The organism is Exiguobacterium sp. E17S (genome assembly GCF_057772545.1).
Genome location: NZ_JBYLRU010000001.1, coordinates 1,661,652 through 1,676,515, shown reverse-complemented (window position 1 = coordinate 1,676,515; position 14,864 = coordinate 1,661,652). Strand labels below are relative to the sequence as shown.

The following is a 14,864-nucleotide window of genomic DNA, read 5'->3' as shown; positions in this document are numbered from 1 at the left end:
ACCCACCATGAACAAGGCAGTCAAACACATCGTAGATACGACAGCAGCCCATACCGGTGCACTTCCCATTGCCAACCGTTCGATTGCCGTCGTCGGACTCGGGTATGTCGGACTTCCCGTCGCCGTCGCGTTCGGTGAAAAAACAGGCGTGATCGGCTTTGACATCAAAGAACAACGAATCCAAGAGCTGCAAGAAGGCATCGACGCAACACTCGAACTGAGTCCGTTTACGTTGAAGAACGCAATCGTCGATTACGTCTCTGATCCAGCAGCACTGCAAGCAAGCGACTTCATCATCATCGCCGTTCCAACACCAATCAATGCGCAGAACCAGCCGGACTTAACACCACTCTTACGGGCCTCACATCTTGTTGGTCGCCAGCTCAATAAAGGCGACATCGTCGTCTACGAGTCAACGGTCTACCCGGGAGCGACGGAAGAAGATTGCATTCCCGTTCTTGAAGAAGCATCCGGCTTACGCGCTGGCGTCGACTTTTTCGTCGGCTACTCACCGGAACGGATCAACCCGGGCGACCATGAGCACACGTTCAAGACGATCAAAAAAATCGTATCTGCCCAGGATGAACAAACACTCGACATCGTCGCTGAAGTCTACGAAGCGGTCGTTGAAGCCGGAGTCCACCGTGCGTCGTCGATCAAGGTCGCGGAAGCGGCAAAAATCATCGAAAACACACAACGCGATCTCAACATCGCCTTGATGAACGAACTGGCAATCATCTTCGATCGGATGGACATCGATACACTCGAGGTTCTCGAAGCAGCCGGAACGAAATGGAACTTCCTTCCGTTCCGTCCAGGTCTCGTCGGTGGTCACTGTATCGGCGTCGATCCATTCTATCTGACGATGAAAGCCGAGTCACTCGGCTATCATCCGGAAGTCATCCTTGCAGGACGCCGGATCAACGATACGATGGGACGCTTCATCGCAACAGCGCTCGTCAAGAACTTGATTAAACAAAACATGCCGGTCCTCGGCGCTCGCGTCACGATCCTCGGCTTATCGTTCAAGGAGAACGTCAGCGACATCCGCAACTCGAAAGTCGCGAACCTTGTCCGGGAAATCGAAGAGTTCGGCATCGACGTCCAAGTAACGGACCGACTCGTCGAAAAGAGTGAGGCGAAACGTGAGTATGGCATCGACTTGCTCGAAATGAGCGAACTTAAACCGGCGGACGTCGTCATCTTCGCCGTCTCGCACGAAGAATACGTCGAAGGCGGTTGGAATCTTGCACAACATCTACTCAAAGTCGGACGCGGCATCGTCGTCGACATCAAAGGGATGTTGCCACGGTCAGAACAGCCAGAGGGGGTCCACGTATGGCGCCTCTAAAAATCCTTCAAGTCTGTGCTCTTGATACGACGGCAGAGACGATGTTGCAGCCGCTCTTACTCGCTTTACAAAACGCCGGGCACGACGTCGGTATCGCCTGTGCCGACACCGGTGCCTCAGCAAAACTCACAGCGAAGGGATTCCGGATGCATGATATTCCGATCGAGCGCCGGATCGACTGGACGAGTAATTGGCGGACGATCCGTGAAATCACACGAATCTTGAAGGAGGACGGCTACGACGCCGTCCATGTCCACACACCGGTCGCCGCCGCCCTCGGGCGCGTTGCCGCGAAGCGGGCCGGAACGAAGCATATCGTCTATACGGCACACGGCTTTTACTTCCACGAGAAGATGGGGCGGATGACGTATCAGCTGACATACTCCGTCGAGAAGTGGCTGGCGCGTTTCGCAACCGATTATCTGCTCCTTCAAAGCGAGGAAGATTATCAACTCGCCCAGCGCAAACGCTTCAAAGCAAATACGCGTCTGATGCACCTTGGAAATGGCATCGACTTAACGCGCTTCTATCCACGCCCGCGTGAAGCAGGCGCACCGTTTACGTTCTTGTTCATCGGTCGGATCGTCGAAGAGAAGGGGATTCTCGAACTGCTCGATGCGTTCGAGGATGTCGTCTATCGTCATCCGGAAGCTCGTCTCGTCATTGCCGGTGAGATGATGGCAAGCGAGCGCGATCAGACGACGAAGCATCTCTTCTTACGACGGATTCGTGAGATTCCAAACGTCGATTACCTCGGATTCGTCGAAGATGTACCGAGCTTGTTCCAACAAGTCGATGCCTTCGTCTTACCGTCGCATCGCGAAGGCGTTCCACGATCAATCATTGAAGCGATGGCGAGCGCAAAGCCCGTCATTGCAACAAATATCCGCGGCTGCCGCGAAGAGGTCGTCGAGGGGAAAACGGGATATCTCGTCGAAGTTCGCGACATCGCAAAACTTGCTAAACGAATGAACACACTTGTCGAACACCCGGACCGTGCCAACGAGATGGGACGGAATGGATTTGACCGTGCCATGAAACATTTCAACGAAGCCGACGTCATCAAACGACAACTTGATCTCTTTTCAGCTATGTAAAAGGAGGACGTCATCATGAAACGCCTATTCGACTTCACGGTTAGTCTTATCTCCATCCTCATTCTACTTCCTGTTTATGCCGTCGTCGCTTTAGTCATTTACACGAAGCTCGGACGACCGATCTTCTTCAATCAAGTCCGCCCTGGCTATAAGGGCGAGCTGTTCAAAATCTATAAATTCCGCACGATGACGAATGAAACGGATGCCGAGGGGAATCTCCTTCCGGATGCGGACCGGATTCCAGCATCGCTCGAGTGGATCCGTCGCTTAAGCCTTGATGAGATTCCGCAGTTCGTTAATATCCTCCGCGGACAGATGAGTTTCGTCGGACCGCGTCCCTTGCTCGTCAGCTACTTGAACCACTATACGAAGGAGCAGATGACACGTCACGACGTCTTGCCTGGTCTGACAGGCTGGGCACAGATTCACGGTCGCAACGCAACGACGTGGCAACAACGCCTCGAACAAGATCAATGGTATGCGGCGAACCATACGTTCCGACTGGATCTCTACATCCTGCTTAAGACGTTCAAGATGGTCATCTCGTCAGAAGGGAACTCGACGGCTCACCAGACCGGTATGGGTGAGTTCAAGGGTCTCGACGGAGGTGTTCCGCATGATGTCGCTAAGCGATGAACGATTGATTCGAGATCCACGAGAATGGGACGCGCTCGTCGCAACCTATCAACTTGACTGTTACTACGAACATGCTTACTTCGAACTTGCGAAGGAACACGACGAGATTCCTGAATTATTTTATTATCCGACGGAGTTCGGGACATTGATCTATCCGTACTTGCGGCGACCAATTCCAGGAACACTCTTTGAAGACATCACGACGCCATACGGCTACGGTGGTCCTTATTTCACGGGTATCTGGTCACTCGATCAGATTCGCGAAGCCCGCGCGCGATTCGAACAATACTGTAGTGAAACCGGCATCGTCACCGAGACGGTTCGTTTCCACCCCTTGCTTCACAATCAGGAACTCGGTCAACACTGGTGCCATCAAACGGATATCTTGCAGCCGACCGTGACACTTGAGCTGACGGATCCGTTCGAGACGATCGAAGGTGGATTCTCGCAAATGACACGCCGCAACATCCGGAAGGCACGCCGCGAAGGGGTCACGATTCGCCTCGGACGTCCGGAAGAGTACCACGACTTCGCCCGTCTTTACCAGATGACGATGGATAAACACCAAGCCGATGCGCGGTATTACTTTGATCAGACCTACTTCAATCACTTCGCCGAAGGACGGATCAAAAATGTCCTGTTGCTTGCCGAACAAGAGGGACGAATCATCGCTGGATGCATCGTCTTGACGGGTCGACAGTTCGCACATTATCATCTCGGTGCTTCAGATCCTGCCTACTTGTCGCTTCGCCCGAATCACCTCTTATTCGCGGAGATGATTCGCTGGGCAAAACAAGCTGGTCTGCAAGCGCTGCATCTCGGTGGCGGAACGACACGATCCGATGAGGATAGCTTACTCGCCTACAAACGATCTTTTGGTGAAGCGAATCGAACGTTTTTCGGACTCGGGACATCGATTCTTGATCCGACGATTTATGACCGGCTCGAACGACAAATCAAACGACAACATCCGGAAGTCGAGACAGGACAATGGTTCCCGATCTACCGGACGCCGCTCCGTCAGCTGTCACCTCGAAGGGAGGAAACATCATGAAACACATCCCGCTCTCCATCCCGCACTTAAGTGGCCGAGAAGCACGTTACGTCACGGAAGCACTCGAGACGAACTGGGTCGCACCGCTTGGACCAAACGTCGACGCCTTCGAACGAGAGATGCAAGCATACACGGGAGCTCGCGCAGCGCTTGCGACGAGCAGTGGTACGGCAGCCATTCACTTGGCACTCGCGACGCTTGGTGTCACGACGGGGGATGACGTCTTCTGTCAGTCCTTGACGTTCATCGCTTCGACGAATCCGATTCGCTACGTTGGTGCCCGTCCCGTCCTGATCGATTCGGAAGAGGAGACGTGGAATATGTCACCCGTCGCACTCCGACGCGCTTTGATCCAGGCGGCAACACGGGGGCGACTTCCGAAAGCCGTCATCGTCGTTCATCTGTACGGCGTTGCAGCGCAAATCGAGGAAATCGCTGCGCTCTGTGAAGAGTACGATGTTCCGTTGATCGAAGACGCGGCAGAGTCACTCGGGACACGCGTCAACGGACGGATGACGGGGACGTTCGGGACGTTCGGGATCTACTCATTCAACGGCAATAAGATCATCACGACGTCAGGCGGCGGAATGCTCGTCGCACATGATCCAGCCTTGATCGAACGCGCCTTCTATCTTGGAACACAGGCACGACAACCGGTCCTCCATTACGAGCATACGGAAGTCGGTTACAACTACCGGATGAGCAACGTCGCTGCTGGGATCGGACGCGGACAGCTCGAAGTAATCGATCAACGCGTCGATGCGCGGCGGAAAATCTTTGATCGTTACGATCGTGCCTTTGCGCCGGATGGCGTCACGTCGCAAGTCGAGCAGACCGGAACATTCGCCAACCGTTGGCTCAGTGCTTTCCTCTTACCAGGTGGTCAAGCGCAACGCGATGAAATGATTCAGACGCTGCAACAAGCAAACGCAGAATCCCGCCCGGTCTGGAAACCGATGCACTTACAGCCCGTCTATCGCGACGTACCATTCGTCACAGCAGAAGGGGATGATATCAGCCGTCGCCTGTTTGAAGACGGGATCTGCCTCCCGTCTGCTTCACAAATGACGTTCACCGAACAAGCCGTCGTCATCCGAAACGTTCGTCACGCCTTGCAGACGACCGTACGCCGGAACGTCCAGTCATGAATATATGGGAAGGGGACATCGTCATGCGCGATATGGAGGAAGCGATCCACGCACTCCGTCTCGCTGCGAACGGGAAAAATGAATTGACGGCTAATACCTATTTCCGCTGGCAACTAAACACCACTCATCCAAGCGTCGCGGAAATCCTGATGCTGTTTGGGTCGTGGCAAATCGCCTTGGAACGAGCTGGCATCGGACATGCCCGCTTGACGTTCACGAAGTCGGAAATCATTGATGCTTTGCGTCAGGCACGGGAGGAACTCAATCCTTTTACGAGCGCGACGTACCGCGAATGGGCGCAGCAAAAGCAAGCACCTAGCCTGACGGATATCGTCCATCAATTCAACTCGTGGCAGCAGGCATTGTCAGAAGCAGATATCTTGAAGGAACGCGTCCAGGAAATGGAACAACGGATCATCGAGTCATTACTTGAAGCGCAAGGTGCCTTGCCGGTCTTGACGAGCCAGACCTACACAAAGTGGGCGGCTGGTCAAAATCGTCCGACCGTCGCAACGATTGCCCGCCGGTACGGCTCTTGGTCAAACGCCCTTGAAATCATCGGCATCGAATTCCCGCGGAAACGCTGGCGAGAAGAGGAAGTACTCGACGTACTTGCTACAGCCGCGCAAGAAACGGAAAATCTGACGATCGCAAGTTACCAACGGTTCAGCATCGGTCGTGATGCACCAAGCATCGGTGTCATCACCGCCTTGTTCGGTAGCTGGCGCAATGCTTTGCTCGTACTTGAAGCGCAGAGACCATCCTGAATTCAGATCGAAGAAAAGGAGAATGGATGATGAAGAAGTGGAAATGGATCGTGTTGACACTGACGGGGATATGCCTGCTCCTTCTCTTCGGTTCAGGCGGATACGTTTATCAAAAAGCGAGTCGGACGATGCAAGAAGTCCAAGTACAGGTGCCAGTCAAGGCGAGCGTCGAGACAGAGAAGGCTGTCGAACAGAAAAAAGGACTCTCCTTTCTCTTACTCGGGGTGGATCAACGAAAAAACGAGACGGGACGCAGTGACACGATCATCGTCGTGACGATTGATCCGAAGACGAATAAGAGCCAGATGATCAGTATCCCACGTGATTTGAAGACCGAAATCATCGGCAATGGATCAAACGATAAGATCAATCATGCCTATGCCTTCGGTGGTCCACAGATGGCACTCGATACGGTCAGTCATCTGCTTGATATCCGACTCGATTATTTCGCAGAAATCAATCTAGATGGTTTCACGGATCTCGTTAATGCCGTTGATGGCGTCACCGTCGAGAACGATATCAATTTCTCGTACTATGAGATGCAGTTTCCAAAAGGGGAACTGTCGCTGAACGGGAAGGAAGCACTCGCCTATGCGCGGATGCGCTATGATGATCCACGTGGAGATTTCGGACGACAGATTCGTCAACGGCAAGTCGTTCAGGCGGTCGCTGATAAGATGACGGAGGACTTTTCGATTCGTCGCTTTAATGCTGTCCTGGAAGCACTCGGGAAAAACGTCAAGACGAACGTCCCGTTCTCCGTCGCTCGGACCGTTGCGACAGATTACCGGGATGCTTTACGAAATGTCGAGACCTTATCGCTCGACGGGAAAGGTGGCATCGAATCGGACGGAATCTACTACTGGCATCCGACAGACAAGTCGTTGAAAGAAGTTCAAGCTCAACTGCAGGAAGCATTAGAATGATGAGAATAACTCAAAAAAACAACATCAGTTCTAATTGATGACGAAACGAACGCTAAAATCATCCTCGCTTTCCTCAGGCGGGAAATCAGCCGCGGCAGATCGCACTACATGCGATTTGCCGGGTCTGATCCATTCCTGACGAAAGTGCTGATGGCACTTTCTTTTCCTGTAGGAGTCGCGGATGAATGATAGCGTTCTGTATACATCGAACGAAAAGAGGTCCGTTCCCAAAACATGATCGGGAACGAACCTCTTTTCATATTAGCGGCTTAATGCCTTGTATCTATTACGACGACCGGATCGTCCGGAGCATCGAGAATTTCATCATCGTGTAAAGGAAATAGACAACAGTCAGAACAGCAGCGCCGCTCCATAACCACTGGTATGCCGAACTGAAGTAGCCGAATCGAAGCCCGATCAGTGCCGGTACGATCAACGTCAACCAGCTCAAGACGAGGGCAACGCGGGCAGTGATCGCATCAATCGGACGATTCATTCCCATTCCGAGGAAGAACAAGCTCCAGAGCAATGCCCAGAACAACCAGGTCACACCACCGGTGATGTCATTTGTCGTGAAGCTGACGAACGCATAAAACAATGCGGCAATCGCGACGAACAAGGAAAACCAACCGACCCCGCTCCCGTCGAGATTGAACAAGAACGTGATCCCGACGTAAACGTACGTAAAGGCAAACAGATAGATGCTCGCGTATCCGAACGTTAACGCCGGATCACCAGCGGCACCGATGACGAGATAGGTTGCGATGAACGTCTGCAATAAACCGGTGATGAGACTGAAGACACCCGCGCTACGGAGATCGACTTTTCCGAACAAGGTCAAACTATTTAAAAAGAGCGCGACACCCCCAAATAACAAACTGACATTTCCCACGTAAAACTCTCCTTCATTAAGACGTCAGACGTCTGATTCTAAACTTAACTCTAAGATGAATTCGTTTTCAGCGCAAGCATAATTTTAGAGACAAAATGAAAAACAACCTGACTCCCGGAAAGGGAATCAGGTTGTTGATTAAAAGATCATTGGTTCAAGACAGAACGGAGTGTCGTCTCGGTTTGAGACAACGATCCTTTCAGTGTGACAAGACCATATCGCGTCGAGCCTTTTTTGATGAAGAAGACACGTGTGTAGCCAGATTCCGGAGTGTAACCGGTCTTGCTCGCATAAACACGCGTATCACCTGGAAGTGAGGTGTTCGTGTGATACCACGTCAATGTCCGTGCATACGGTCCTTTGACAGTCGTCTGGTATGATTTTCGTCCACTGATCGTCATGAGCGCGCTGTACTTCGCATATGTATTCGCGAGTTTTTGCATATCAGCAGCCGTCGTGTAATGACTTGGATGATAGAAGCCGTGTGGGTTCATGAAATGGCTCGCACTCATCCCGATCGAACGGGCACGACTGTTCATGTACGAGACGAACTTCGATTCAGAACCTGCTGTCCGGACAGCGATCGCTTTTGCTGCATCATTACCAGAGCGGATCAGCATCCCGTTCAAAAGTTGACGCATCGTGACTTTATCGCCAGCACGGAAGCCAGCGACACTGCTACCTGCAGGAACGGATAACATCGAAGACGTCAGAGTGAACGTTTGATCGAGCGTGCCTTTACGTGCTGCTTCATCGTACGCGACGATTCCCGTCAACAGTTTCGTCGTACTCGCTGGATAACGGCGGACGAAGCTTTCTTTCGTCAATTGATAACTTGACGATCCAAGCTTGAAGTACCGCATCGAGGCAACCGGATAACTGCCGCTTGACGGTTTAGGGCTGCTCGTCGTCACTTTTCGGGCGACTTGGCTAGAGACGTAATAATAATTGACTTTCCCTTTGACCTTATACCAACCGTTCGAGTACGAGACTGCATTGAACTTCGAGTTGTAAGATGCGAGTCGTTTGATGTTCTTTGATGAGGCCGTGCTTGGTGATGTCCGGACGTTCGCTCCAGCTTTCGAGTAGACGACGATTTTGTACGTCTTCACGGAACTACTCGACACTTTTTTAGCGACTTGGTTCGATAGATAACGATATGTACCTCCGTCCTTGATCTTATACCAGCCATTCGTATACGAGACGGCTGTGAATTTTGCCTTGTACGCGGCACGTCGGACAATCGTCGCAGACGAGGCTGTACTCGGCTTTGAGCGGATGTTCGCCCCAATCGTCGAAGTGACGACGACTTGGTAACTGGCTGCCTGAGCCGGTATGGCAGGGAGACATAAAGCGAACAATAATAAGAGCGTAAGACTAGTACGGAGCAAGCGCTTCATAAAAACTCATTCCCTCCTTGTTCAAATATGGTTTTATCATAAAACAAAAAAAGGAAATTCACTTCTTTTCAAAAAAAGGAATTCGAATCCTGTAACGAGCCGATTTCCATCTTTTCGTGTCAATTGACGTATCATAGGGAATGTAAGCAACAGAGGAAAAGGAGGAGTTCAGATGAAATTAGCAGTCATTGGTCTAGGGGACATCGCTCAAAAAGCCTACTTACCCGTCTATGCCGAACGATCCGATATCGAGGTGTATCTGATCTCGCGAGATGCCGAGAAAGCAAAACGGTTGCAAGCAGCTTATCGCTTTGCAGGAACATACGCGACGTTTGCTGACGCCGTACAGGAGGGAATCGATGCGGTCATGATTCATTCAGCGACTGTCGTCCATGCGGAGCAAGCACGGCAAGCGCTTGAAGCAGGAATCGCCGTCTACGTGGATAAGCCGGTCTCGATGGAAATCGAAGAGATTCGTGAACTCACACGTCTGTCAGAGGAGAAACAGCTACCGTTCATCACGGGATTCAATCGACGCTTCGCATCAGCGCATCAGCGCTTGCTTGAGGTCAACGATCCGAATCTCGTCCTCATGCAAAAGAATCGGACGTCGTTCATCGAGGACGCTAAGCCGTTTCTGTTCGACGACTTCATTCATGTCGCGGATACGCTGCGTTTCTTGACAGGACGCGGTGAAATTGAAGACCTACACGTCAAGAGTAAGCAAGACGCAAGCGGTCTGCATCACGTAACGATTCAATTCATCTCAAACGGTATCACGGCAATCGGTGTCATGAACCGCAATAACGGCATCACGGAAGAACGCGTCGAGGTGATGGGACCGGAAGAAAAACGAATCGCAACGGACGTGACGACACTCGATCAATTGACGAAACAAGGCACGCTTCGGTATCCGCTCGATAACTGGGAAGCGACGCTAAAGCGCCGTGGATTCGTCGATATGCTGGATGCGTTCCTTCGGACGGTCAAAGGGGAACCGTCCGAGTCGGTCGTAGCTTCTGATAGCCTCGCGACACATGAATTATGTCAACAGGTGTATGAGCAAGTTCAAGCAGCACGTTAAATTTAAATCATAAAAAAACGCCGCTTCACTCGAGGATCGTCTCAAGTAAAGCGGCGTTTTACTGGTTATTTATCTGACAGTTGTTTGAGTTGATAGATTCGCTTACCGCCTGGTCCTTCGAACGTCATGCGGAGTGTCGAACGGACGAAGCGATAGCTGACTTGTCCTCCAGATAAACTGACACGAGCGGAGAGATCCGGTTCAAAACGAATGATTTCTTCGTCGTTTCGGAGTGCGTCCGGGAGACCGAACTGATCAAAGCGAAGCGTCGCGATGAACGTATCTTGCTCGTCAAAAGAGACATGGATGCGCCCGGTTCCGTCGAACGGCTCATCTTCGAGCGTGCTTCGTTCAACTTCATACGTACCTTCGAACTGTTTGACCTGTTGCAACGTCTCTCTTGCACTGAGGGCAATGGCTTCTGCTCGTTTTCGGACAGGGTGATCCGTTGCGAGTTGAAGACGTTCGATCGCCTCCGCCGTTTTTAAGACATCACGCAGTTGATAACCGGCAAGCTGTCGCTCAAGCTGAACCATTAGCCGAGCAGCCGGTTCGTCGATGTCTTGTTTCGATTGTTCGACGGCGCGGGTGTAAGTTTGCTGTTCGAACTGATCTTGAATTTTGGATGTTTCGGGCGAACACGCCATCAGGAGACAAAGGGGCAGACAGAGGAGCACTCGTTTCATGAGGTCACCTCCGTTCGATTGACATCAATGATTTGCAGATGATCCGTATGCACTTTCAAACGATAATGAACGCGGTAGGTCACAGGCTTTGAACCCGTTGCTGTCGCGATTTGGTACGTTTCCTGTGTACGCAAGTGATACGTGGTACCTTTTGACGTAAATTTTTGGAATGTCACGGCAAGAACACTTGGAGCGACAGGGGCATCAGCGGCATTCGTCAATCGCTCGAGATGGTCGAACTCGGATTCGAACACCTTCAAGGTCGTAAACTGGATGGCGGAAAATGTCTCGATGGAATCGTATTTCTTCGAATACGTCGCTAGTTCTGGAATCGTTCGTGTGTATTGGCGGACGAAACGAAGGACATCATAGGACGTCGGTGGCCGATCTTTCGAATACGTTTGATTGTAAGCCGTTTGTTCATCGGACCATTCAGAAAGAGCGAGTGCTTCGACGCTAGGCGTCTGATTGGCTTCCGGCGAAACGGGATCTTTTAACGAATACCACAGGAAACCGGCTCCTCCGACGAGAAAGAGCAAAAGACAGGTGCTAATGAGCCAAGTGCGTGAAGAGGACGGAGCGGGTGGTTCAGCTGGTCGTTCTTTCTTAATGACAGGATGTTGGCAATGAGAACAAGTCGTATCGTGTTGACGAAGTGGTGTACCACATAACGAACAGCGTTCCATGAAATAAGACCTCCTGTGTATGTAAAATGAAATGTCAGATAAGGTAATGGTAATTTAAAATTAGTATCATCGTAACATTAATTGGAAACGCAATCAAAACTTGATATGAGTTTTTTAGGGGGAACGTACAGATGGGACGTCACTTGATTTTGATGGATGCATTCAAAGGGAGTATTTCTTCGAGCGAGGCGGCAGAAGCTGTCGCCTCCGGTATCCGGGCGTATGATCCGACAGCGATCATCGATTCCTTACCTGTTGCGGACGGCGGGGAGGGAACGCTCGATGTCTATCTTGCACTCGGATATGACGTGAAGACGGCGATGACGATCGATCTAGCAGGTCGTCCGTGTGAAGTAGAGTATGCTGTCAAGGGGACAGACGCCGTCATCGAAGTCGCGCGTATTTGTGGACTGCCGATGCGGCGAAGCGAGGATGATCCCGTTCGAATGAATACGCGTGGCGTTGGTCGTTTGATCGAGCAGTTACGCGATCAGGGAATCACGCAGATCCGACTGGCTTTAGGCGGGACTGGTACGACGGACGGAGGACTCGGTTTGCTCGCGGAAGTCGGTTGTCGGCTTGAAGATGCGTCTGGTAATCCGATTTCGTTTCAAACGAATCCGTTACTTGAGACGCATGCTATTCAATGCCCGGCGTATTCTGTTCAACTGGAAGCACTCGTCGATGTGACAGCTCTTTATCATGGTCCAGATGGTCCAGCGTATCTGTTCGGTCCCCAAAAAGGACTGCTTTTAGAAGACATCGTAAAGTTCGATCAGCAACTTGAACGGATCGGGCGGTTACTTGGACTAGAAAATGTCAAAGGAACTGGAGCAGCCGGTGGACTCGGGGGAGCGGTCTATGCGCTGGGCGGCACGATCGTTCCGGGAGCCAAGACAATCCTGCAACATCTTCGCGTAGCAGAGCGGATGGAGCAAGCGGATTATGTTTGGACAGGAGAAGGACGCGTCGACCGTCAAAGTCAAATCGGTAAGTTACCAGGTGAGGTCACGCGGATGGCAAAAGCAGCTGACGTTCCTTGTCTGATCCTTGCTGGAATCGTCGAAGAAAACATGCCGCACGCACTCGATTGTCGCTCGATCCATGCCGGACAAGCAATCACGCTGGAGCGAGAACAGACAATGGCTCGTATGAGCGAACAAACACGTAAGTGGCTCGAGGAACTTTCACTGAAACAGGGATGAAGTCGGAAAAGTTTGGGTAAATAACTGTATATTGCCATACTTTTAGAGAAGGTAGGTCATCGTATGATCAATCAATCGATTCAATTATCGTTTCGCCAAGTCCGAGCACTGGTCGAACATACCCTGCTATTATTCAAAGAGCTCGATCAACAATTAGCAAACCGTGGATACGAACCGGTTCTCCCGGAAGTCGTCCAAACGGAACATGGTCTGAGCATCCATCAGACGAAGGAGAGTGCGGAGTCACTCGTGCCGCACTTTTTAACACGGACGTATGTCCGGCAACAAGAAAAAACGAACCAACATGGATTGCTGATCTCTGTTCAATATACGCATCCGCTCCATGAACGATTCGATCCGGTCGTCCTCGTCGGCGATGTTGCGTTCAAGCAAGCAAAACATGCGCAAAAAATCTTAAGTGAAAAGCCGTGGCTCCTGAAATACGCAGCTTTTGAATCTACGATTGCGCAAGAGTTCGTTGCCGACGGTACACGCTATACGACGCAACCGATTGAAGAAATCGAAGAGCTGATCGTCTGGGGGCATCCGTTCACGGAAATGCGCGACATCGATGACGTCAAACGATTGGCGGAAGAGATGATCAGCCGTCATCTCGAGCCGGGGACAACATAAAAATAAGCTTCCGTTCCTTCAAGAGAGAAGGAGGGAAGCTTATTTTTTAGACTTGAACGAGCAATCGTTCAATTGCTGCCGTCAAATCAGTTGGATTCGTTTTTGGTGAGAACCGCGTCACTTCTCCATTACGGGTCACGAGGAATTTTGTGAAATTCCACTCGACGTCTGTTGCACCGTCCGTCGTTGGTGCTTGTGCTTTCAGTTCCTCGAATAATGGATGTGCTTGCTCACCGTTGACATCAATTTTTGAGAAGACGGGGAATGTCACGCCGTAGTTGACTTGGCAGAACGACTGGATCTCCTCGTCCGTTCCCGGATCTTGATTCGCGAACTGATTACATGGGAAACCAAGTACGGTCAACCCTTGCGAACGATAGTCTTGATGCAATTGCTCGAGTCCTTCGAACTGTGGCGTCAAGCCACATTTGCTGGCTGTATTGACGATCAGCCATGCTTGAGCTGGGTAGTCACTTAAGGATGCCGACGTTCCGTCGACGCGTTGAAATGAATGATCTTGTAACATATCGATTCCCCCTTTTTAAGTACTTCTCCAGTGTAACAAATCCGTTTTCTCGTCGTCTTCTATCGTTACTTGCGAGATGACAGAAACATCACAATCGGGTGTCAGCGACGCTTTTTCGATGAATCTTTGTTACGATAAAAAGGAATATGGAAGGAAAGGAGAGATGCCACATGAGAAAAATGTTGAAACAATCGCGGTTCGTCATGATCGCGACGCTTTGTCTCGTCCTGGTCAGTAGTTGTATTACCTTACTGACGCTTGGGTTCGAACGCGATATTGTGATTCTTGTTTCTGGAGTGGTTGCCCTATGGGTGACGATGCTAGCTCCTTTGACGGTCCATGCTAAAATGAATCAGCAATCATAATCATTGTTCGTTCATGAAACCGCGGAACGATTCTTGCTAAAATGGAGCTCCTCCATTTTAGATGAAGGAATCGATTTCTGCGGTTTTTTTTCTTCTATAGCATAGAGGTGAAAAACGCTATTTTTCGAAAGTAAGTCATTAAAAAATCAGATTATTTTTTTTTCAACTTTTCTATTTACAACCCGAAAAAATCGGAGTAATATCCATCTCATCAACGAACACTAACATGTTAATGCTTCGATCTCAAAGTACGCCGAATTCATGATTGAAGCGGGGGACCCAACCGTCACGACACGTGACACGGGGTGAATCCTTTCCGAACGGGAAAGGTAGGGCGAATTCCTAGGTATGCCCGAATCCGACAGCTAACCTCGCAGGCGTTTTTAGGAGGGAACGACTCTTTTTCAG

Annotated in this window: 16 protein-coding genes and 1 riboswitch; of the genes, 11 read left to right on the top strand and 5 right to left on the bottom strand. The window is 50.9% G+C overall.

The window, feature by feature from the left end; genetic code table 11:
• Window positions 1–7: 7 nt before the first annotated feature.
• From AC3B4V_RS08610 to AC3B4V_RS08580, 7 genes are read left to right on the top strand one after another with little or no spacing between them, the layout of a single operon-like run.
• Entirely contained in the window at window positions 8–1,351 is a 1,344-nt protein-coding gene (locus AC3B4V_RS08610) for a nucleotide sugar dehydrogenase (RefSeq protein WP_488378136.1), read from the top strand.
• Complete coding sequence (locus AC3B4V_RS08605; RefSeq protein ID WP_488378135.1) at window positions 1,339–2,448, top strand: glycosyltransferase family 4 protein; 1,110 nt, start codon at window positions 1,339–1,341, stop codon at window positions 2,446–2,448. Before AC3B4V_RS08610 ends, AC3B4V_RS08605 begins: the two co-directional genes overlap by 13 nt.
• 15 nt (window positions 2,449–2,463) lie before the next feature.
• Window positions 2,464–3,084 carry a sugar transferase gene (locus AC3B4V_RS08600; RefSeq protein WP_214858329.1) on the top strand — a complete coding sequence of 207 codons (621 nt, stop codon included), beginning with the start codon at window positions 2,464–2,466 and terminating at the stop codon, window positions 3,082–3,084.
• Entirely contained in the window at window positions 3,065–4,138 is a 1,074-nt protein-coding gene (locus AC3B4V_RS08595; protein ID WP_488378134.1) for a lipid II:glycine glycyltransferase FemX, read from the top strand. Before AC3B4V_RS08600 ends, AC3B4V_RS08595 begins: the two co-directional genes overlap by 20 nt.
• The gene (locus AC3B4V_RS08590) at window positions 4,135–5,286 is read left to right on the top strand and encodes an aminotransferase class I/II-fold pyridoxal phosphate-dependent enzyme (protein WP_488378133.1); all 1,152 of its coding nucleotides are present in this window, start codon (window positions 4,135–4,137) and stop codon (window positions 5,284–5,286) included. Before AC3B4V_RS08595 ends, AC3B4V_RS08590 begins: the two co-directional genes overlap by 4 nt.
• Entirely contained in the window at window positions 5,283–6,053 is a 771-nt protein-coding gene (locus tag AC3B4V_RS08585) for a hypothetical protein (RefSeq protein ID WP_251138124.1), read from the top strand. The genes AC3B4V_RS08590 and AC3B4V_RS08585 overlap by 4 nt, the downstream gene beginning before the upstream one ends.
• Before the next feature lie 29 nt (window positions 6,054–6,082).
• Complete coding sequence (locus AC3B4V_RS08580; protein WP_373952047.1) at window positions 6,083–6,979, top strand: LCP family glycopolymer transferase; 897 nt, start codon at window positions 6,083–6,085, stop codon at window positions 6,977–6,979.
• Between the two features lie 286 nt (window positions 6,980–7,265).
• Here AC3B4V_RS08580 and AC3B4V_RS08575 read toward each other — a convergent pair whose 3' ends face one another.
• Both AC3B4V_RS08575 and AC3B4V_RS08570 read right to left on the bottom strand, forming a co-directional pair.
• On the bottom strand, window positions 7,266–7,871 hold the full coding sequence (locus AC3B4V_RS08575; RefSeq protein WP_347355380.1) for an AmiS/UreI family transporter: 606 nt from the start codon (window positions 7,869–7,871) through the stop codon (window positions 7,266–7,268).
• 146 nt (window positions 7,872–8,017) lie between these two features.
• Window positions 8,018–9,271, bottom strand: a complete 1,254-nt coding sequence (locus AC3B4V_RS08570; RefSeq protein ID WP_058704503.1) for an SH3 domain-containing protein — start codon at window positions 9,269–9,271, stop codon at window positions 8,018–8,020.
• Between the two features lie 172 nt (window positions 9,272–9,443).
• Between AC3B4V_RS08570 and AC3B4V_RS08565 the strand changes: the two genes are divergently transcribed.
• The gene (locus AC3B4V_RS08565; RefSeq protein ID WP_488378132.1) at window positions 9,444–10,355 is read left to right on the top strand and encodes a Gfo/Idh/MocA family protein; all 912 of its coding nucleotides are present in this window, start codon (window positions 9,444–9,446) and stop codon (window positions 10,353–10,355) included.
• Window positions 10,356–10,420: 65 nt separating this feature from the next.
• Here the strand turns inward: AC3B4V_RS08565 and AC3B4V_RS08560 are convergent, their stop codons facing one another.
• Together AC3B4V_RS08560 and AC3B4V_RS08555 are read right to left on the bottom strand one after the other, a co-directional pair.
• Window positions 10,421–11,041: a hypothetical protein gene (locus AC3B4V_RS08560; protein ID WP_290721398.1), complete on the bottom strand. Its 621-nt coding sequence runs from the start codon at window positions 11,039–11,041 to the stop codon at window positions 10,421–10,423.
• Window positions 11,038–11,727, bottom strand: coding sequence for a hypothetical protein (locus tag AC3B4V_RS08555; protein ID WP_064299334.1), 690 nt, complete (start codon window positions 11,725–11,727; stop codon window positions 11,038–11,040). Before AC3B4V_RS08555 ends, AC3B4V_RS08560 begins: the two co-directional genes overlap by 4 nt.
• 131 nt (window positions 11,728–11,858) lie before the next feature.
• On the opposite strand from AC3B4V_RS08555, the gene AC3B4V_RS08550 reads away from it, so the two are divergent.
• Together AC3B4V_RS08550 and AC3B4V_RS08545 are read left to right on the top strand one after the other, a co-directional pair.
• Complete coding sequence (locus tag AC3B4V_RS08550; RefSeq protein ID WP_214858316.1) at window positions 11,859–12,932, top strand: glycerate kinase; 1,074 nt, start codon at window positions 11,859–11,861, stop codon at window positions 12,930–12,932.
• Window positions 12,933–12,995: 63 nt separating this feature from the next.
• Window positions 12,996–13,565, top strand: coding sequence for a hypothetical protein (locus AC3B4V_RS08545; RefSeq protein WP_047392959.1), 570 nt, complete (start codon window positions 12,996–12,998; stop codon window positions 13,563–13,565).
• A 46-nt stretch (window positions 13,566–13,611) separates the two neighbouring features.
• Here AC3B4V_RS08545 and AC3B4V_RS08540 read toward each other — a convergent pair whose 3' ends face one another.
• Window positions 13,612–14,091 (bottom strand): glutathione peroxidase, encoded by a 480-nt coding sequence (locus tag AC3B4V_RS08540; RefSeq protein WP_214858312.1) that lies wholly within the window; start codon window positions 14,089–14,091, stop codon window positions 13,612–13,614.
• A gap of 170 nt (window positions 14,092–14,261) precedes the next feature.
• Here AC3B4V_RS08540 and AC3B4V_RS08535 point away from each other — a divergent pair, with 170 nt between their 5' ends.
• A complete protein-coding gene (locus AC3B4V_RS08535; RefSeq protein ID WP_029342614.1) occupies window positions 14,262–14,456 on the top strand; it encodes a hypothetical protein in 195 nt (64 codons plus the stop codon).
• 241 nt (window positions 14,457–14,697) lie between these two features.
• Window positions 14,698–14,851: riboswitch (cyclic di-AMP (ydaO/yuaA leader) on the top strand.
• Window positions 14,852–14,864: the final 13 nt, after the last annotated feature.

Bases quoted from the DNA above. Each gene is read 5' to 3' on its own strand.
- AC3B4V_RS08610 (WP_488378136.1), top strand. From the start codon at position 8: ATGAACAAGGCAGTCAAACACATCGTAGATACGACAGCAGCCCATACC.
- AC3B4V_RS08605 (WP_488378135.1), top strand. From the start codon at position 1,339: ATGGCGCCTCTAAAAATCCTTCAAGTCTGTGCTCTTGATACGACGGCA.
- AC3B4V_RS08600 (WP_214858329.1), top strand. From the start codon at position 2,464: ATGAAACGCCTATTCGACTTCACGGTTAGTCTTATCTCCATCCTCATT.
- AC3B4V_RS08595 (WP_488378134.1), top strand. From the start codon at position 3,065: ATGATGTCGCTAAGCGATGAACGATTGATTCGAGATCCACGAGAATGG.
- AC3B4V_RS08590 (WP_488378133.1), top strand. From the start codon at position 4,135: ATGAAACACATCCCGCTCTCCATCCCGCACTTAAGTGGCCGAGAAGCA.
- AC3B4V_RS08585 (WP_251138124.1), top strand. From the start codon at position 5,283: ATGAATATATGGGAAGGGGACATCGTCATGCGCGATATGGAGGAAGCG.
- AC3B4V_RS08580 (WP_373952047.1), top strand. From the start codon at position 6,083: ATGAAGAAGTGGAAATGGATCGTGTTGACACTGACGGGGATATGCCTG.
- AC3B4V_RS08570 (WP_058704503.1), bottom strand. From the start codon at position 9,271: ATGAAGCGCTTGCTCCGTACTAGTCTTACGCTCTTATTATTGTTCGCT.
- AC3B4V_RS08565 (WP_488378132.1), top strand. From the start codon at position 9,444: ATGAAATTAGCAGTCATTGGTCTAGGGGACATCGCTCAAAAAGCCTAC.
- AC3B4V_RS08560 (WP_290721398.1), bottom strand. From the start codon at position 11,041: ATGAAACGAGTGCTCCTCTGTCTGCCCCTTTGTCTCCTGATGGCGTGT.
- AC3B4V_RS08555 (WP_064299334.1), bottom strand. From the start codon at position 11,727: ATGGAACGCTGTTCGTTATGTGGTACACCACTTCGTCAACACGATACG.
- AC3B4V_RS08550 (WP_214858316.1), top strand. From the start codon at position 11,859: ATGGGACGTCACTTGATTTTGATGGATGCATTCAAAGGGAGTATTTCT.
- AC3B4V_RS08545 (WP_047392959.1), top strand. From the start codon at position 12,996: ATGATCAATCAATCGATTCAATTATCGTTTCGCCAAGTCCGAGCACTG.
- AC3B4V_RS08540 (WP_214858312.1), bottom strand. From the start codon at position 14,091: ATGTTACAAGATCATTCATTTCAACGCGTCGACGGAACGTCGGCATCC.
- AC3B4V_RS08535 (WP_029342614.1), top strand. From the start codon at position 14,262: ATGAGAAAAATGTTGAAACAATCGCGGTTCGTCATGATCGCGACGCTT.